This window comes from Noviherbaspirillum sedimenti, from assembly GCF_003590835.1.
GTDB classification, from domain to species: Bacteria; Pseudomonadota; Gammaproteobacteria; order Burkholderiales; family Burkholderiaceae_D; genus Paucimonas; species Paucimonas sedimenti.
The window spans coordinates 618834-636235 of sequence record NZ_QYUQ01000002.1; the positions used below are offsets into that span (position 1 = coordinate 618834).

13 protein-coding genes are annotated in these 17402 nt (G+C 56.5%); 11 read left to right on the top strand and 2 right to left on the bottom strand.

Annotated features, from left to right (window positions below; genetic code table 11):
* The first annotated feature begins 3 nt into the window (after positions 1 to 3).
* Positions 4 to 1056 (top strand): ABC transporter substrate-binding protein, encoded by a 1053-nt coding sequence (locus D3878_RS02995; RefSeq protein WP_119784131.1) that lies wholly within the window; start codon positions 4 to 6, stop codon positions 1054 to 1056.
* Between the two features lie 164 nt (positions 1057 to 1220).
* Here D3878_RS02995 and D3878_RS03000 read toward each other — a convergent pair whose 3' ends face one another.
* Complete coding sequence (locus tag D3878_RS03000) at positions 1221 to 2231, bottom strand: AraC family transcriptional regulator (protein ID WP_119784132.1); 1011 nt, start codon at positions 2229 to 2231, stop codon at positions 1221 to 1223.
* Between the two features lie 174 nt (positions 2232 to 2405).
* Between D3878_RS03000 and D3878_RS03005 the strand changes: the two genes are divergently transcribed.
* The 10 genes from D3878_RS03005 (at position 2406) to D3878_RS03050 (ending at position 16404) form a co-directional block, all read left to right on the top strand.
* Complete coding sequence (locus tag D3878_RS03005; RefSeq protein WP_119784133.1) at positions 2406 to 3230, top strand: SDR family oxidoreductase; 825 nt, start codon at positions 2406 to 2408, stop codon at positions 3228 to 3230.
* Positions 3231 to 3287: 57 nt separating this feature from the next.
* On the top strand, positions 3288 to 4472 hold the full coding sequence (locus tag D3878_RS03010; RefSeq protein ID WP_119784134.1) for an acetyl-CoA C-acyltransferase: 1185 nt from the start codon (positions 3288 to 3290) through the stop codon (positions 4470 to 4472).
* A gap of 165 nt (positions 4473 to 4637) precedes the next feature.
* A complete protein-coding gene (locus D3878_RS03015) occupies positions 4638 to 5756 on the top strand; it encodes a Re/Si-specific NAD(P)(+) transhydrogenase subunit alpha (RefSeq protein ID WP_119784135.1) in 1119 nt (372 codons plus the stop codon).
* Positions 5757 to 5767: 11 nt separating this feature from the next.
* The gene (locus D3878_RS03020; RefSeq protein ID WP_119784136.1) at positions 5768 to 6124 is read left to right on the top strand and encodes an NAD(P) transhydrogenase subunit alpha part 2; all 357 of its coding nucleotides are present in this window, start codon (positions 5768 to 5770) and stop codon (positions 6122 to 6124) included.
* 2 nt (positions 6125 to 6126) lie between these two features.
* Positions 6127 to 7584, top strand: a complete 1458-nt coding sequence (locus D3878_RS03025) for an NAD(P)(+) transhydrogenase (Re/Si-specific) subunit beta (RefSeq protein WP_119787666.1) — start codon at positions 6127 to 6129, stop codon at positions 7582 to 7584.
* A 168-nt stretch (positions 7585 to 7752) separates the two neighbouring features.
* Entirely contained in the window at positions 7753 to 8937 is a 1185-nt protein-coding gene (locus D3878_RS03030; RefSeq protein ID WP_119787667.1) for an isovaleryl-CoA dehydrogenase, read from the top strand.
* 112 nt (positions 8938 to 9049) lie between these two features.
* Positions 9050 to 10723 carry an electron transfer flavoprotein-ubiquinone oxidoreductase gene (locus tag D3878_RS03035; protein ID WP_420799470.1) on the top strand — a complete coding sequence of 558 codons (1674 nt, stop codon included), beginning with the start codon at positions 9050 to 9052 and terminating at the stop codon, positions 10721 to 10723.
* A gap of 238 nt (positions 10724 to 10961) precedes the next feature.
* The gene (locus D3878_RS03040; protein WP_119784138.1) at positions 10962 to 13538 is read left to right on the top strand and encodes a PAS domain S-box protein; all 2577 of its coding nucleotides are present in this window, start codon (positions 10962 to 10964) and stop codon (positions 13536 to 13538) included.
* 743 nt (positions 13539 to 14281) lie between these two features.
* Positions 14282 to 14497 (top strand): helix-turn-helix transcriptional regulator, encoded by a 216-nt coding sequence (locus D3878_RS03045; protein WP_233556447.1) that lies wholly within the window; start codon positions 14282 to 14284, stop codon positions 14495 to 14497.
* A gap of 551 nt (positions 14498 to 15048) precedes the next feature.
* Positions 15049 to 16404, top strand: coding sequence for a leucine-rich repeat-containing protein kinase family protein (locus D3878_RS03050; protein ID WP_119784140.1), 1356 nt, complete (start codon positions 15049 to 15051; stop codon positions 16402 to 16404).
* A gap of 79 nt (positions 16405 to 16483) precedes the next feature.
* On the opposite strand, the gene D3878_RS03055 is transcribed toward D3878_RS03050, so the two are convergent.
* The gene (locus D3878_RS03055; protein WP_119787668.1) at positions 16484 to 16972 is read right to left on the bottom strand and encodes a VOC family protein; all 489 of its coding nucleotides are present in this window, start codon (positions 16970 to 16972) and stop codon (positions 16484 to 16486) included.
* Positions 16973 to 17402: the final 430 nt, after the last annotated feature.

Below are 17402 nucleotides of genomic sequence, written 5' to 3' on the forward strand. Positions count from 1 at the left end.
TTCATGAGTAATCAAAAACAACATCAAGGCAATAGCCGCCATTCTGTCATTACTCCCTATCAGGTTGGCATGTTGATGGACCGGAGTGATGCTGCCCATCAGGACTTGCACGATGCAGTAATGCTGGCTCTCGAAGAAAGCCGTGATATGGGCGAGCTCGACAGGCCCGTGAAACTCGTTGTGCGTGACGTCAATGGCGCTCCGGATGGCTCGGTTCTGGATGCGGAAGCGGCTTGGCGTGAACTCAATGATGGCGGCATGATGATGGCAATGATCGGTCCGTTCGATGAGGATAATGGTGGGACTGTCCGTGATCTCATCGAAGCGCACGCCATACCTACGCTGACTTACTGCGCAAGCGATGCCATGACTGGGAAATACTGCTTTCAGCTGCCGCTTGGACATCCGGCTGACATTTCGCACCGCCTGCTTCGTCACGCGCGTAGCCTGGGGCATGCAAAAGTCGTTTTGGTACGCGAAACCGGGCCGCGCGGCGCAACCATTGAAGCAGCTTTCCGGCAGGCGGCCGCTCAGGACTGCTTTGAGGATGTTGAGGTGGCCGAGTACGGGAAGAAGCTTGCTGCGCGTCTGGCCTTGTTTGGCTCTCGCGGTGCCGAAGTGCTGATTTATCTTGGGGGCGAACACCATGCCGAGATCAATGAAGTGCTTGCTTCCATCGGCTGGAATCCGTTACGGCTTACAGGACTGGAACTTGCCAAACGCCATCCCGTGTTTGGCAAAGCGTCATCGCTGGAAGGCTGGGGCGGCGTCGAGGCAGTACACCCGGAGAACAAGGTGTTTCAACGCTTCGTGCAAGCGTTTGAATCGCGCTATGGACGCAAGGCGGATCACGCGTATGCTGCGGTCGGCTACGACATTGGGCGAATGATCGCGGCAACGCTTGCTACAGTGCGGCCACCTTCGCCTGAAGGGGTGCGATCCGGCCTGGATCAGGTTCGCATGATGCTGTCGGCAGTTGGCGTTCCTGGCACTGTCATCAGTTTCGCCCGTTACGATCATCGCGGATTTAAAGGTGACCCATATTTGTTGGCATAGTCCTACAGAGAAGTATTATTGCCAAGTAATAGATGGCTTGCCTCGGCGAGGCAGGCTTGGATCATTTTCCTGTACCGAGAACCCGGCCATGCTTGGCCGGTTCTTCGGTGCAGGATTGCCGTAATCGTCAAGCTGCATCCGGTATTGCCTGAATTTTTACATTCCTACATACGCAGGGCGGCTTTTTGACGATAGTCGCCAGGCGTGTCTCCCGTCCATTGCCGGAAAGCTCTGGTAAAGCTCTTGTCGCTGGAAAAGCCGACGGATAAAGCGATTTGTTTGATTGGTTTATTAGTGCTGCACAGCAGCTTGATTGCACGCTCGCGGCGCACCTCATCCTTGATGTTTTGGAGTGAAGTGCCTTCTTCACGCAGTTGCCGGTACATGGTTCTGGATGAAACATGAAGCAGTCGCGCAACGGCGTCAGCATCATCGCTATCTATTGTGGTGTCGCTCATTAATTTGCGTACCCGTTGCACCAGCAGGCGATCACGGCGGTATGGCAGGATGGAAAGCGGAAGGGGGCGCTGCAGCATCACGCGCAGTGCGTTCTCATCTCGCTGATGTGCCAAGGTTAAATACTTGGCATCGAAGCTGAAGCAGGCGCGCGGCGCATTGAACTGGACCGGCCCTGCGAATAATAACGGATAAATATCGCCATGAAGCGGTCGGTCGAATGGCATGCTTGTCTGTAGCAACGGCATGCGCGAATCGATGGCCCAGCAGGCATAGCCATGAACGAATCGCAGGTAAGAAAGCAGGCAAAGTTCGCGCATGTCGCCAAAGTCCTGATTTTCAAGCACCGAAACAGTCGCGACCCGATCCGAAGACACAATTAATGTCATTTCGATATCTTCGGTGATCAATAAGTGATGGCGAAACCAACGCCGAAGGGCAACGCCCAGATTGGGGGAAGACAAGGATGCACGGCAAAGCATTCCGTAGGTTCCCCAAGGAAGTTTGCGGGCAAACCAGCCAAGCGTTTCGTCGTTCAACTGCCGCATGGCACCTTCGGTGAAAATTTCCAGCTGCCTTGCAGTTATTCTGCCATTCCGCTCGCCTAGCAGTTCTGGCTGAATTTGTGCATGTTTCAGCATCTCGTCTGGGTCGACGCCATACTTTTTATAGGCAAGAAGAATGGCATTAACAAAGGCTATGGGACTGGTCGCTGTCATGCCTCGAACCTTCGCTAGTTTCTTTTGCGTCACGATGACTGAATATTTTAATGGCAGGATTTGTCACCATTATGGCGGCAAATGCGCCTCTTGGACAATTATTCTCTTACCTAGGAAAACACATGTGGTCAGTCGCAGCCATGGGGCTGCTGCCGGTAGCATTGGGAGGATATTGTGCAAGTCAATTTTGATTTCAAGGGTCAGCATATTTTCGTATTCGGCGGCACCACCGGCATTAACTTTGGTATCGCACAAGCCTTTGCACGGCAAGGGGCGGATGTAACCGTCGCCAGTCGTAAGCCAGAGAATGTTGATGCAGCGTGTACTGAACTGGCGAAATTTGGCGGCCGTGTGCATGGTGTGTGTGCCGACGTGCGCGATTTCGATGCGGTGGGTTGGGCGTTTGCGGATGCTGTTGATCGATTCGGTCCAATCGACGCGCTGGTCTCCGGCGCTGCGGGCAACTTCCTTTGCGAAGCAAAGGATATGTCCTCCAATGGCTTTAAAGTCGTGATTGACATCGATCTGATTGGGACCTTTCATGTGCTGCGCCAGGCTTATGCGCATCTGCGCAAGCCTGGTGCGTCCGTGATTAACATTACTGCACCCCAGTCTTTTGTTCCCATGCGATTTCAAGCGCATGCTGGCGCTGCCAAGGCGGGTGTCGACCAATTGACGCGCATTCTGGCCCTCGAATGGGGCAGCGAAGGTATCCGTATCAATTCGATTTCGCCCGGTCCGATTGATGGTACCGAAGGTTTTCGGCGGCTCATGTCGCGCAATCCAGAAGAGCGCGCCGCGGCATTGGCAGCTGTGCCGGTCCAGCGTTTCGGTACGCTGGATGATATTGCCAATCTCGCCCTTTTTCTTGCATCGCCCTACGCCAGCTTTGTTTCTGGCGCACTGATTCCATGCGATGGCGGTGGCGCGCTTGAAAGCGTCAAGCCAGCGCTCGAGGCGGCTGGCTATGCCGCCGTTGCTGAACAGCAAAAAGCTTAGGCCGTTCAACGGCCCTTTGGGTGAAAAACTTAACCTGTCTGTTACTGGAGCACCATCGTGAAAGAAGCTGTCATTGTCTCTACTGCGCGTACGCCGATTGGCAAGGCGTTTCGTGGGGCGCTTAACAACACAAAATCGCCGACGCTGATGGCGCATGCGATGAAGCATGCTGTGTCGCGCTCAGGCATTGAGCCTGACCGGATTGATGATGTCATTATTGGCACCGTCCTGACCGCTGGAACTGCCGGTTCAAATATTGCGCGCAATGCCGTCTTAGCCGCCGGTTTTCCCGGCAGTGTCAGTGGCCAGACTGTCGACCGGCAATGCGCTTCCGGCTTGATGGCGATTGCGACCGCTGCCAAACAGATTTTGGTCGATGGTATGGAAGTGGTCGTTGCCGGTGGTCAGGAAAACATTTCGGCGGTTCAGCAGCGCTACGCCGAATGGGTCAATGCAGAAGCGGACCAGAACGTCGCCCTGAAGCATCCCCATGCTTACATGTCCATGCTTGATACGGCAGAGTATGTATCAGACAAGTATCAAATTTCACGTGAGGCGCAGGACCGTTACGCGCTTTTGTCGCAGCAACGCACTGCCCAAGCACAAGCTGCAGGCCGGTTTGACGCTGAAATTGTGCCGTTGACGACGACGATGCTGGTCAAAGACAAGCAAAGTGGCGCAGTCGCTTATCGAGAAGTGACGTTGCAGAGCGATGAAGGCAACCGACCTGACACGACCTTGGCATCGCTGGCTGCACTTTCCCCTGTGATCGCGGGGGGAGTAGTTACTGCAGGTAATGCAAGCCAGCTTTCTGATGGTGCGAGCGCCTGTGTGCTCATGAGTTCAACATTGGCTGAGAAAACTGGCTTAGCGCCCTTGGGGATTTACCGTGGCATGGCAGTAGCTGGTTGTCCGCCGGAAGAGATGGGACTTGGGCCACTCTATGCGATTCCAAAATTATTAAAGCTTCATGGCTTAAAAGTTCAAGATATTGGACTTTGGGAGCTCAACGAAGCGTTTGCGTGCCAGGCACTGTATTGCCGTGACAAGCTTGAGATTGATCCTGCAATCTACAACGTCAATGGCGGTGGCATTTCCATTGGCCATCCCTATGGCATGAGCGGATCACGGCTTACTGGTCATGCCTTAATCGAAGGTAAGCGACGCGGTGTTCGTTATGTTGTCGTCACGATGTGTGTGGGGGGCGGCATGGGCGCCGCTGCACTGTTCGAAGTCGCTTAGGCGCGGATGAGATGGTGCCAATTCATGTGGCAACACAGAAGTTGTTAGCAACAATAAGAATTGGCTTGCCGGCTTTGGTTAGTTAATTAGTGCACGGCTTGGGTATTTGAATCCAGATAAACCTTTCGTTGCCATCGAAATTATTAAGTTAATAAAGAGATCGACATGAGAATTGGCATACCCGCCGAGACGCGGCCCGGGGAAACCCGGGTTGCGGCCACGCCCGAGACCGTCAAGAAACTGGCGGCCAGCCACGCCGTCATCGTGCAATCCGGCGCCGGCATTGCGGCCAGCATCCCCGATGCCGCCTACCTTGCCGCCGGCGCCACGATCGGCACGGCAATAGAGGCCTTCGCCTGCGACCTGGTATTGAAAGTGCGCGCCCCGTCGGCTGACGAGCGCGCGCAGATTCGGCCTGGCACGGTCGTCATCGGCATGCTCAACCCGTTCGATGCCGACAACACCGCCGCCATGGCCGCACAAGGACTCACCGCCTTTGCCCTGGAAGCCGCGCCGCGCATCACCCGGGCGCAATCGCTCGACGTGCTGTCCTCGCAAGCCAATATCGCCGGCTACAAGGCCGTCATGCTGGCTGCCAACACTTACCAGCGCTTCATGCCCATGCTGATGACCGCCGCCGGCACCGTGAAAGCGGCGCGCGTGCTGATCATGGGCGTGGGCGTGGCCGGCCTGCAAGCCATTGCCACCGCCAAGCGCCTGGGGGCGGTCATCGAAGCTTCCGACGTGCGTCCGCCCGTGAAGGAACAGGTCGAGTCGCTCGGCGCCAAATTCATCGACGTGCCCTATCTCACCGACGAAGAGCGCGAAATCGCCCAGGGCGTGGGCGGCTATGCCCGGCCCATGCCGGCTGCCTGGCTGGCGCGCCAGGCCGAACTGGTCCATGCGCGCGCCGCCCAGGCCGACATCATCATCACCACGGCGCTCATTCCCGGCCGCCGCGCCCCCGTCCTGATCAGCGAAGACACGGTCAAGGCCATGAAGCCGGGCTCGGTCATCGTCGACATGGCGGTGGAGCAGGGCGGCAATTGCCCCCTGTCGGAACTGGGCAAGACCGTCACCAAACATGGCGTGCATATCATCGGCGAAGCCAACCTGGCTTGCCTGGTGGCCGCCGATGCCTCGGCCCTGTATGCCCGCAATGTGCTCGATTTCCTCAAACTGATCATCGACCCGGCAGGCCAACTGGCCATTCCCGCCGACGATGAAATCATTGCCGCCACGCTCTTGTGCCATGGCGGCGCCACCTTGCGCAAGGCCGCCTGAAGGAGAAGCTCATGGAAGTCAGTCACACCCTCATCAACCTGATCATTTTCGTGCTGGCCATCTACGTCGGCTACCACGTGGTCTGGACCGTCACCCCGGCACTGCATACGCCCTTGATGGCGGTGACCAATGCCATTTCCGCCATCATCATCGTCGGCGCCATGCTGGCGGCAGGCCTGACCGAAGGCATCGTCGGCCAGGCCATGGGCACGCTCGCCGTGGCCCTGGCGGCTGTCAATGTCTTTGGCGGCTTCCTGGTGACCCAGCGCATGCTGGAAATGTTCCGCAAGAAAGAACCGAAAGTCGCCGCCAAGGCGGCAAATGCAGCTGGTACGCCAGCCCTGGCCAAGCAAGGGAGTGCAGCATGAACATGGCCTTTGTCAGCATGAACCTGGTGACGCTGTTTTACCTGGTCGCCTCAGTCTGTTTCATCCAGGCCCTCAAGGGCTTGTCGCACCCGGCCACAGCCCGGCGCGGCAACGCCTTCGGCATGAGCGGCATGGCCATTGCCACCCTGACCACGCTGGCCCTGATCGTCAAGCTGCAGGGCGAAGCCAGTAATGGCAGCCTGGGCTTTGGCCTGGTGCTGGCCGGGGTGATTGTCGGCGGCGGCATTGGCGCGCTCCTGGCAAAACGGGTCGAGATGACCAAGATGCCTGAACTCGTCGCCGCCATGCATTCCCTGATTGGTCTGGCCGCGGTGTGCATTGCGGTGGCCGTGGTGGCCGAGCCCTGGGTCTTCAACATCACCACACGCGAAGCCCCCATTCCCTTCGGTAACCGCCTGGAACTGTTCATCGGCACCTTCGTCGGCGCGGTGACCTTCTCGGGGTCGGTGATTGCCTTCGGCAAGCTCTCGGGCAAGTACAAGTTCCGCCTGTTCCAGGGCGCGCCGGTCAGCTTCAGGGGCCAGCACATCCTCAATCTGCTCCTGGCGCTGGCGATGGTGATCCTGGGCCTGGCGTTCTGTTTCGCCCCGGGCACCGAACCGGCCTGGACGCCGTTCCTGATCATGGCGGCGATTGCCTTCGTGCTGGGCGTGCTGATCATCATTCCCATTGGCGGCGCCGACATGCCGGTGGTGGTGTCGATGCTGAACAGCTATTCGGGCTGGGCGGCGGCGGGCATCGGCTTTTCGTTGAACAATGCCATGCTGATCATTGCCGGCTCACTCGTGGGGTCAAGCGGTGCGATCCTGTCGTACATCATGTGCAAGGCGATGAACCGCTCGTTCTTCAATGTGATTCTCGGCGGCTTTGGCGGCGAGGCGGCCGCCGCGACTGCCGGTGGCGCGCAGGCGCAGCGTCCGGTGAAGTCCGGTTCGGCTGACGATGCGGCCTTCCTGATGGGCAATGCGGAAACCGTCATCATCGTCCCGGGCTATGGCTTGGCGGTGGCGCGGGCCCAGCATGCCCTGAAGGAATTGACCGAGAAGCTCAGCCACAAGGGCGTCACGGTGAAATATGCGATCCATCCGGTGGCCGGGCGCATGCCGGGGCACATGAATGTGCTGCTGGCCGAAGCCGAAGTGCCGTATGACCAGGTCTTCGAGATGGAAGACATCAACAGCGAATTCGGCCAGGCCGATGTGGTGCTGGTCTTGGGCGCCAATGACGTGGTCAATCCGGCGGCGAAAGATCCGAAGTCACCCATTGCCGGCATGCCGATCCTGGAAGCGTTCAAGGCCAAGACCGTGATCGTCAACAAGCGTTCGATGGCGGCGGGGTATGCGGGGCTGGACAATGAACTGTTTTACATGGACAAGACCATGATGGTGTTCGGCGATGCCAAGAAAGTCATCGAAGACATGGTCAAGGCGGTGGAGTAATCCGCCCCTTTTTATTTACGGCAGTAATACAGAATTATTGACAGATAAATATCGCCAAATTGGTGTTTGTAAATATAGATTTTTGCTTTATTTGCAAGCGCCGAAAAGAGTACGGAAAACTTTACATCATCAATTCATACGACAGCAATAAAAATCATGACGAATCCAATTATTAATTTTCCGTCCCTGACTTTCGATCATGGCGAAGACATCGCCGCACTGCGTGAAGCCGTGCAGCAATTCGCGCAAGCCGAAATCGCCCCGCGTGCAGCGGAAATCGACCGCAGCGACCAGTTCCCCATGGACCTGTGGAAGAAATTCGGCGACCTCGGTGTGCTGGGCATCACGGTGGAAGAGGAATATGGCGGCAGCGCCATGGGTTACCTTACCCATATCGTCGCCATGGAAGAAATTTCGCGGGCCTCGGCCTCGGTCGGCCTGTCCTATGGCGCGCATTCGAACCTGTGCGTGAACCAGATCCGCCGCAATGGCACGCATGCGCAGAAACTGAAATATCTGCCGAAATTGATTTCCGGCGATTTCATTGGTGCGCTGGCCATGTCGGAGCCCAATGCCGGTTCGGATGTGGTCAGCATGAAGCTGCGCGCCGATAAAAAAGGCGACCGTTATGTCTTGAACGGCAACAAGATGTGGATCACCAACGGTCCCGATGCCGATGTCCTGGTGGTCTATGCCAAGACCGATCCGGAAGCCGGTCCACGCGGCATCACTGCTTTCCTGATTGAAAAGGGATTCAAGGGCTTTTCGATCGCGCAAAAGCTCGACAAGCTGGGCATGCGCGGCTCGCATACGGGCGAGCTGGTATTCCAGGATTGCGAAGTGCCAGAGGAAAACATCATCGGTGGCCTGGGCAAGGGCGTCAATGTGCTGATGTCCGGGCTCGATTCCGAGCGTGCCGTGCTGTCGGGCGGGCCGCTAGGCATCATGGCCGCCTGCATGGATGTGGTGATTCCCTACATTCACGACCGTAAGCAGTTCGGCCAGTCGATCGGCGAGTTCCAGCTCATGCAAGGCAAGATCGCCGACATGTATTCGACCATGATGGCCTGTAAGGCGTACGTCTATGCGGTCGGCCAGGCGTGCGACCGCGCCAGGACGCCGGAAGCCGTGCGCGCGCTGCGCAAGGATGCTGCCGGCGCGATTCTGTACAGCGCCGAGAAGGCGACCTGGATGGCGGGAGAAACCATTCAGGCGCTGGGTGGCAATGGCTATATCAATGAATACCCGGCCGGACGCCTGTGGCGCGACGCCAAGCTATATGAGATCGGCGCGGGCACCAGCGAAATCCGCCGCATGCTGATCGGCCGCGAATTGTTCGGCGAAACAGCGTAATTCAGTTTCTCCACCACTTCCAATGTGGTTTTGGCTCGTGTTCCTCGGGACACGAGCATTTTTTGTGTTGCGACCTGCGACGAACCCTTCTTACCATACCTAAGTTAGCGTGATGAATTCCCAAAATATCCTGGCACAGTACGGTCCGCGCGAAGCGATGGAATACGATGTGGTAGTGGTCGGCGGGGGACCTGCCGGCCTGTCGGCGGCCATCCGCCTCAAACAGCGCGCCGCGGAAAAAGGCCAGGAGGTCTCGGTCTGCGTGCTGGAAAAAGGCGGCGAACTGGGCGCCCACATCCTCTCCGGCGCCGTCATGGACCCCATCGCGATCAGCGAACTTTTCCCCGACTGGAAAGAACGCGGCGCCCCCCTTGCCACCCCCGTCACCGAAGACCGCTTCCTCTTCCTGTCGGAAAACAAGGCCTTCAAGACGCCCAACTGGCTCTTGCCCGCCTGCTTCCAGAACCACGGCAATTACGTCATCTCGCTCGCCAACGTGGTGCGCTGGCTGGGCCAGCAAGCCGAAAGCCTGGGCGTGGAAATCTTCCCCGGCTTTCCCGCCGCCGAAGTGCTCTACAACGACGATGGGCAGGTCTTGGGGGTTGCCACCGGCAACATGGGCGTGGATAAGGAGGGCAATCCCACCGACGCCTTCCAGCTGGGCATGGAATTGCATGCCAAGTACACCCTGTTTGCCGAAGGATCCCGCGGGCACCTGGGCAAGCAATTGATGTCCAGGTATGACCTGAACGCCGGGTGCGATCCGCAAACCTATGGCATCGGCATCAAGGAATTGTGGGAAATCGACCCCAAGCGGCACCAGCCTGGCCTGGTGATCCATACCGCCGGCTGGCCACTGGACAATGCCACCTATGGCGGCTCCTTCCTTTACCACCTGGAAAACAACCAGGTCGCGGTGGGCTACGTGGTGGGCCTGGCCTATACCAACCCCTATCTGTCGCCCTTCGAGGAATTCCAGCGCTACAAGACCCACCCGGCCATCCGCGCCTTCTTCGAGGGGGGCAAGCGCCTGTCCTATGGCGCCCGGGCGATTACCGCCGGCGGCCTGCAATCGCTGCCCAAGCTGGTGTTCCCGGGCGGCGCCCTGATCGGCTGCGATGCCGGCTTCCTCAATGCTTCGCGCATCAAGGGCAGCCATGCCGCCATGAAGACCGGCATGCTGGCCGCCGACGCCGCCTTCGACGCGCTGGGCGAAGCCCGCCAGCACGACGAACTGACGGCCTATCCGCAGGCGTTCGAGGGCTCGTGGCTGCACGAAGAATTGCACAAGGCGCGCAACTTCAAGCCGGCCATGGGCAAGGGCCTGGTCACCGGTACGCTGCTGGTGGGCATCGATCAAGTCGTGTTTGGCGGCAAGGCCCCCTGGACCTTGCATCAAACCCACGCCGACCATGAATGTCTCAAGCCGGCAGCAGAATGCCAGCCCATTGCGTACCCGAAGCCCGATGGCAAGCTGACCTTTGACCGCCTGTCGTCGGTGTTCATTTCCAACACCAACCATGCCGAAGACCAGCCGGTACATTTGACGTTGAAAGATGCGAGCGTGCCGGTCTACCTCAACCTGCTGAAATACGCGGGTCCGGAGTCGCGATTCTGTCCAGCCGGCGTGTATGAATTCGTCAAGAGCGATATTGGCGAAGCACGCTTGCAGATCAATGCGCAGAATTGCGTGCACTGCAAAACCTGTGACATCAAGGACCCGACCCAGAATATCGTCTGGGTGACACCGGAAGGCGGTGGCGGACCGAATTATCCCAATATGTAGCATTGATTGCACTCAGCAAAAGGCTGAGTGCAAAAGATAGTGCGTATTCGAACTAACAGTAATTGGTCATATCTAGAGGCACGGTGTTTGCATCCCGTATCCGGCCGCATATACCATGTCAAGACTAGCTCGCCATGACGAGGCTTATGATCTAGCTATGCAGATATGATTAATTCCAGACGTAATGCCAAAACGGAGCTGAATCTGACATTTCTGTATCAGGTCTGACGAAGAATCTATGCTCAGCAAATCCCTTAAATATTCTCAAGATTTCCTTGCACGTCTGAAGTGGTATTACCTGGATTCTCTTAAAGGTCGTCTGATCGTACTGTCGCTGGGATTATCTCTTACCCTTCTTTGGACACTGGTATTTTTCTCAACGGCTGTGCAACAGCAGAAATTCAGTGAAGTGCTGTTTGACCAGCAGTTAGCAACGGCACGGCGTCTTGCTGCCGATATGGATTACAAACTTCAGGTACGCATTAATGTGCTTACCGTTGCAGCCAAAAGTTTGCCTGACACTCTCACATCGTCCATCTTTGAGGCGCATATGGCGCAAGAAACTAGCTTGCATCGTACCTTTCCTGAGGCCATCGGCTTGATCGGCCTGGATGGCAGAGTTATAGCCAATTATCCAGCCGCGCCGGGGCGCCATGGCACGTACGCGGGCGATCACGACTTTTTCAAAGCCGTGGTGGAAACACGCCAACCATATATCGGCAAGCCATTCATGGCAAGGACGTTGGAATTTCCGGTACTGGTGATTGCCGTGCCTGTCTTTGACCGTGCCGGCAAGGTTCGGGCAGTGATGACTGGCGTCACCAACCTGATCTCGCCGAGTTTTCTCGGCGCCTTTTTCGACAAGTCGATCGTGGATAAACAACAGTTTCTTGTTGTCTCGCCGCGCGATAACCTCATCCTGGCGTCGACCGATCCTGCTCGCGTCATGACCGCTCCACCGTCGCGGGGCGTCGACCACTTGTATGACCGCTTGGTGAGTGGTGTTAAAAGAGTAGGTATTGACACCCATTCCAACGGCACAAAAATGCTCGCTTCTGCCAGCTACGTGCACACAACAGGTTGGTTGGCGATTGCATTTATGCCGGCTGACGTTGCCTTCCGGTCGGTGACTATCATGCGCTATTATCTGATCGGTATGGCAGCCATCATGACGCTGGCTGCGGTTTTCCTTGTCCACTGGATCACCCTGCACATGCTGGTTCCTTTCGATGAGGCGAGACAAGCCATACAGCGCATGACGCAGGGCGAGATCCCGCTTGCGCCCTTGACAGTAAAGGCCAAAGACGAGGTCGGTGGCATCATTGATAATTTCAATGTCCTGGTAGAGGACCGCCGTCGCGGTGAAGTCGAGCTGAGGCGCAGCGAGCAGCGCCTCCTGGCATTGCTCGAGCATGCACCGGACGCCATGTTTGTCCACACGTGGGATTGCTTTGCTTATGTAAACAACGCCACCTTGCACCTGTTCGGCGCCGAATCACCGGGCCAGTTGCTGGGCCAGTCAATCCTGAAGCGCATCCAGACGAGCTTGCATGCGGTGGTCAAACAACGCATCCGTTCAGTCAGCGAGGCCAAGGAAAATTTCTTGCCCATGGAGTTGAAGTTGCTGCGCATGGATGGCTCGGTGGTGTATGCGCGGGTTTCTGCCATGCCGTTTAACTATCATGGCCACGATGGCTTATTGGTCTTTGCACGGGATATCACGAAGCGCAAGCGGGCCGAAAAAGCGCTCCGGGCAAGCGAGGAACGCTTCCGCCGCCTGGTTGCGCTTTCGTCGGAATGGTACTGGGAGCACAACGAGAATTTCGTGGTGACCACCGTTGCAGGATGGAGGGAAATCAAAGGCGGCATGATCCCCGAATACAGTATTGGAGAGAATCCCTGGAAAATGGGCGGCATTGGGAGTGACGAGGCGTCCTGGAAGGCGCATCGCGCCACGGTGGAAGCCCGGCTTCCCTTCACGGATTTTGAATACGCGCGGCAGCAATACGACGGCAATGTCGTGTGGTACAGCACTAGCGGCGAACCCATGTTCGATGAACATGGTGATTACAAAGGCTATCGCGGCACGGGAAAAGACATCACAGAACGCAAGCTGGCTGAAGAAGCGCTGCGCCAGTCGCAACTGCGTATCCGCGAGCTTGCCGAACATCAAGAAGCCATCAAGGAAAAAGAGCGCAAGCGCATCGCCCGCGACTTGCATGACGAACTGGGCCAGACGCTGCTGGCGATCCGACTGGATGCCACCACGTTGGCCGAAAAAACCATCGAGTCGCGTCCCGACCATCACAAGGCGGCCCGTCTCATTCTCAATCACATCGATACTGCAATGACGAGCGTGAAGACGATTATCAACGACCTGCGGCCTTTCGTGCTGGACCTGGGACTGCTGGCCGCCATGGAATGGCAAGTCCATGAATTCGAGAGCATGAGCGGCATTCCCTGCGACCTGGAGGTGGACGACGAGGATTGCTATCTCCACCTCGACGCAAGCCATTCCACCGCATTGTTCCGCATCCTGCAGGAGTCCCTGACCAACATCACCCGGCACGCCAAGGCACGGCAGGTAAGCATTGCGATCCGCACGCAAGATGGCCAGCTTGTAATGACGATTGCCGACGATGGGATTGGCATTGGCCCCGATCATCGCGATAAAAAAAGTACGTTCGGTCTGATTGGCATCGAAGAACGTATCAACGCATTAGGCGGAAAATTTAGCGTAAGCAGTAATCACGGAAAAGGCACGACGCTGCGAATAGCGATGCCGGTCTCGGTGCAGATTGACGCGCGATGTTGAATGAATTGTGACCATCGGCACCTCGGAGAGACATCAGATTATGCGACAGCTTCTTCCCCTTGATGCCACCGACGTCGTATTCCTATATGCCTTATTGTTTTTATTGTAATAATTTCTGCGGGGTTTTTCATGCCGTTTTGTGGCAAAAATTGTGGCATTTGCGTAAGTCATTGATTTTCAATGTGCCAATAGGGCCTGCAAAGCCGTTTACGCCGGTTACTGCTCCCGCCTCCATAATTAAAAACTTGGCTCATCTGAGTCGTGCTATAAAAAGAGCCAACTGAAATCCCTCCGTTTCAGAAACGATTTCGCTATTTTAAGTGGCGGCATCTGTTGCGATAGTTGAATCTGATCTCTGTCTGATTTATTGTTTCAGCAGTTTGCGCCACGTCGCGGCTTTGGGCCCGGTAGCGCGAAATCCGCCGTATGAGGTTAAAGTGCGGCGGCGTCGCAGCCGATAACTGCCCTTACTTTTTGCTTTCAATCCTACTGTGTTTGCACAGTGGGGATTGTGAGCGAGTGCAGATACATCCTCTTGATAGATCGCGTTACTGGTTCAGTATTTGCTTCTGCATGTACTTTTAAGTTAATGCATTTCCCAATCCATACCAAAATGGCCGGGACTGCCTTGGTATGTCGCAGAGTTTTAAGTTCCCTAGCGACCATGTCTCCCTGGCCACGCATGGTTGCGACAGAGCGGGTCACTTCCTTGTCCGGCGAGCATGCCGATGAAAGGGCTGATCATGTCAACATCGCATTCACACAATGCAACTCTCCCTGAAACGGGTTTTTTGCGGCAATCGACAGTCTTGACTATTATTCCGATATCCAAGTCAACCCTGTGGCAACGCGTACTGGCTGGAACATTTCCAGCACCGATAAAGTTGTCCGCCCGGGTTACGGTGTGGCGAGTTGAAGAGATTCGACGTTGGATCAGTGAACAGGGGCCGCGGACGTGACAGGAAAGTTCTGGAGCGAATTTCTTTCCACTTCAGAAGTGGCGTTTGCCGCATGTCCGTTTTCCGACGGAAGGCGCGTTGGATGGCGTTATTCCAGCGGATGCATCGCTGTAAGTGCCCCGAGCACTGTGCAAGTGCGTGTCATGGTGCTTGCTGTGTCGCCACTGGGCGACCAGTGATGCCGGGAATTCTGGAAAGCGCATGCACAGAAAACAATTTGGGGGCATAATTGGGGGCATCCGTGTTATTCATATTTTTTTGTTCCTTTATATACGGGCTACGGAAGGAATAATGTGAATCCCACCCTCCCGCCAAAACACAAAGCCCCGCATTGCGGGGCTTTTTGTTTTCGGAGAGGAGCGCGCATGCGCGCGCGTGGGCTTCGAAGCTTTGCGCTTGCAAGCGCAAAGCCGGGAGAATCTGCGGGGCGGTGTGACGCGCAGCGGCGCGCCGGGCCGCAGTGGTTGCGGTAATACGTCCGCATGAAAAGCGACGAACCCGCGAAGCGGGGAGTACGGATATTTATTTTCGGTTATTTGGGGTTATCTGAAATGCACACCTTGGAACAGCTACGCACCGGAAAACTGACCGGTACCCAACGCCTGAAACTGGCTTGTAATCTCACCGAATTCCCAAAAGAGATTTTCAACCTCGCCGACACCCTGGAAATCCTCGATTTGTCGGGCAATGCCCTGTCTTCGCTACCCGATGACCTGCCACGTTTGCGCAAACTGCGCATCATCTTTTGCTCGGACAACCAGTTCACCGAGCTCCCCGAAGTCCTGGGTCAGTGTCCGCAGCTGAGCATGATTGGTTTCAAGGCCAACCATATCCAAAAGGTGTCCGCCAAATCGCTACCGGCACAACTGCGCTGGCTGATCCTGACCGATAACCGGATCGAAGCGCTGCCCGCCGAGATCGGAAACTGCAAGCAACTTCAGAAGCTGATGCTGGCTGGGAATAATTTGCGGGAATTGCCCGGGGAGTTGTCCGCCTGTTCCCGCCTTGAATTGCTGCGCATCGCTGCAAACCGGCTGACTGAACTTCCCGACTGGCTGCTCTTGCTGCCGCGTTTGTCATGGCTGGCATATGCAGGCAATCCATTCTGTGAAGAGCGCGAGCTTGCTGCGCTCGCAGATACGCCAATCACGAGTATCTCCTGGGAGGAATTGCAGATTCACGACCAGCTGGGAGAGGGCGCATCCGGCGTAATCCACGGCGCGGAACATCGAAATGGTAACGCCACCAGACCTGTCGCCGTCAAGCTGTTCAAGGGCGAGGTGACCAGCGATGGCTTGCCCCGCTGCGAGATGGCGGCCTGGTTCGCCGCTGGCGAACATCCGAACCTGGTTCCGGTTCAGGGCAAGGTACAGGATCACCCGACGGACGTTCATGGCCTGGTCATGCCTTTGATCGATCCTGAATTTCGTAACCTTGCCGGGCCGCCCAGTCTTGAATCCTGCACGCGCGATATTTACGCCGCAGGGACGTCTTTCGATCTGGCCTCGGCCCTGAGTATTGCCCAAGGAATTGCCTCAGCGGCAAAGCACCTGCACCGTCGCGGCATCATGCACGGCGACTTGTACGGCCACAATATCCTGCATGGCAGCCGGGGACGCGCCTTGCTGGGCGACTTTGGTGCAGCTTCATTATTCGCGCCTGAAACGTTACATGCGGATGCGCTGCAGCGGCTAGAAGTGCGCGCTTTCGGTTATCTGCTGGAAGAACTGACCGAGCGATGCGATGGGCCGGCTGCATCCCAGCGCATTCTGGCGCGCCTGGCAGGCCTGACGGCAGCCTGTCTGAATGAGGAAAACGCATGCCGGCCACTGTTTGAGGATGTCGAGCGAGTTCTGTCCGAACTCGCGGGATTGCATCACAATCGCGTGCCTGGCCTCGTCGTTTGACGCAGTCACGGCGCAGCACTCGGCCAGGCGATGACCCGACTTCCCGGATCTTGCGAAAGCCGATATGCGAGGCTGGCAATTAGCCGGCGCAGCCTTGCGGGTTTGCGGGCATCTGCTTCATCGCCTCCTGCGCTTCTTCCATGCTCACATCGCGCACATGGGTGGCAACCGACCAGCTATGGCCGAACGGATCTTCGAGAACGCCATAGCGGTCGCCCCAGAACATGTCCGCGAGCGGCATGATGACCTTCGCCCCGGCGGCGACGGCCTGCGCGACTTGCGCATCGACATCCTGGACATAAAGGTGGATGGTGACCGGCGTGCCCTTGAGCGATTTCGGCCCGAACGCCCTCCATTCGGGATTTTCGTCCACCAGCATGAGCGCCGAATCGCCGATGCGCAGCAAGGCGTGCATGATTTTTCCATCCGGGCCCGGCAGACGCGCCTCTTCTTTCGCGCCGAAGGCTTTTTTATAGAATTCGATGGCATCCGCTGCGCCGGCGCATACCAGGTGGGGCGTCAGGGAATGCATGCCATCGGGGACCGGCTTTACTGTCGAATTGACCATGGTCGCTGCTCCTTCATTTGAATTTTCGTGGTTGGTCGAAATGTACATCCAGGGGGTACTACAACTGCGCAAGCAATCGTCAAAGTCGTGCCCGGACGCAGCGCCGGCTTTTGCTGTCATTCTCTCTTCAATGCCATCGGATTGGCTTGGAGATTGGATAAGACTGATTGCCGCTTCAATTGCATATTTTTTACATCCATGTGTAACAAATATGAACACGAACTGTTATTAAAACGGCTTTTGATTGTGGCTTCTGCGGTTCGACATAGAAAATATGGACAATGATCTGCTTAATAAGAAAACAAGGTTTTCCGCCTCTTTTTTGCTTAATATTGCGCTGCGTCAATTAATGCACTCAGGCATAGCTTTCATAACGAAAATATTTTTATTCCATCAGTTAAAATCGGCGTTGAATTAATTCTCGAGTCTC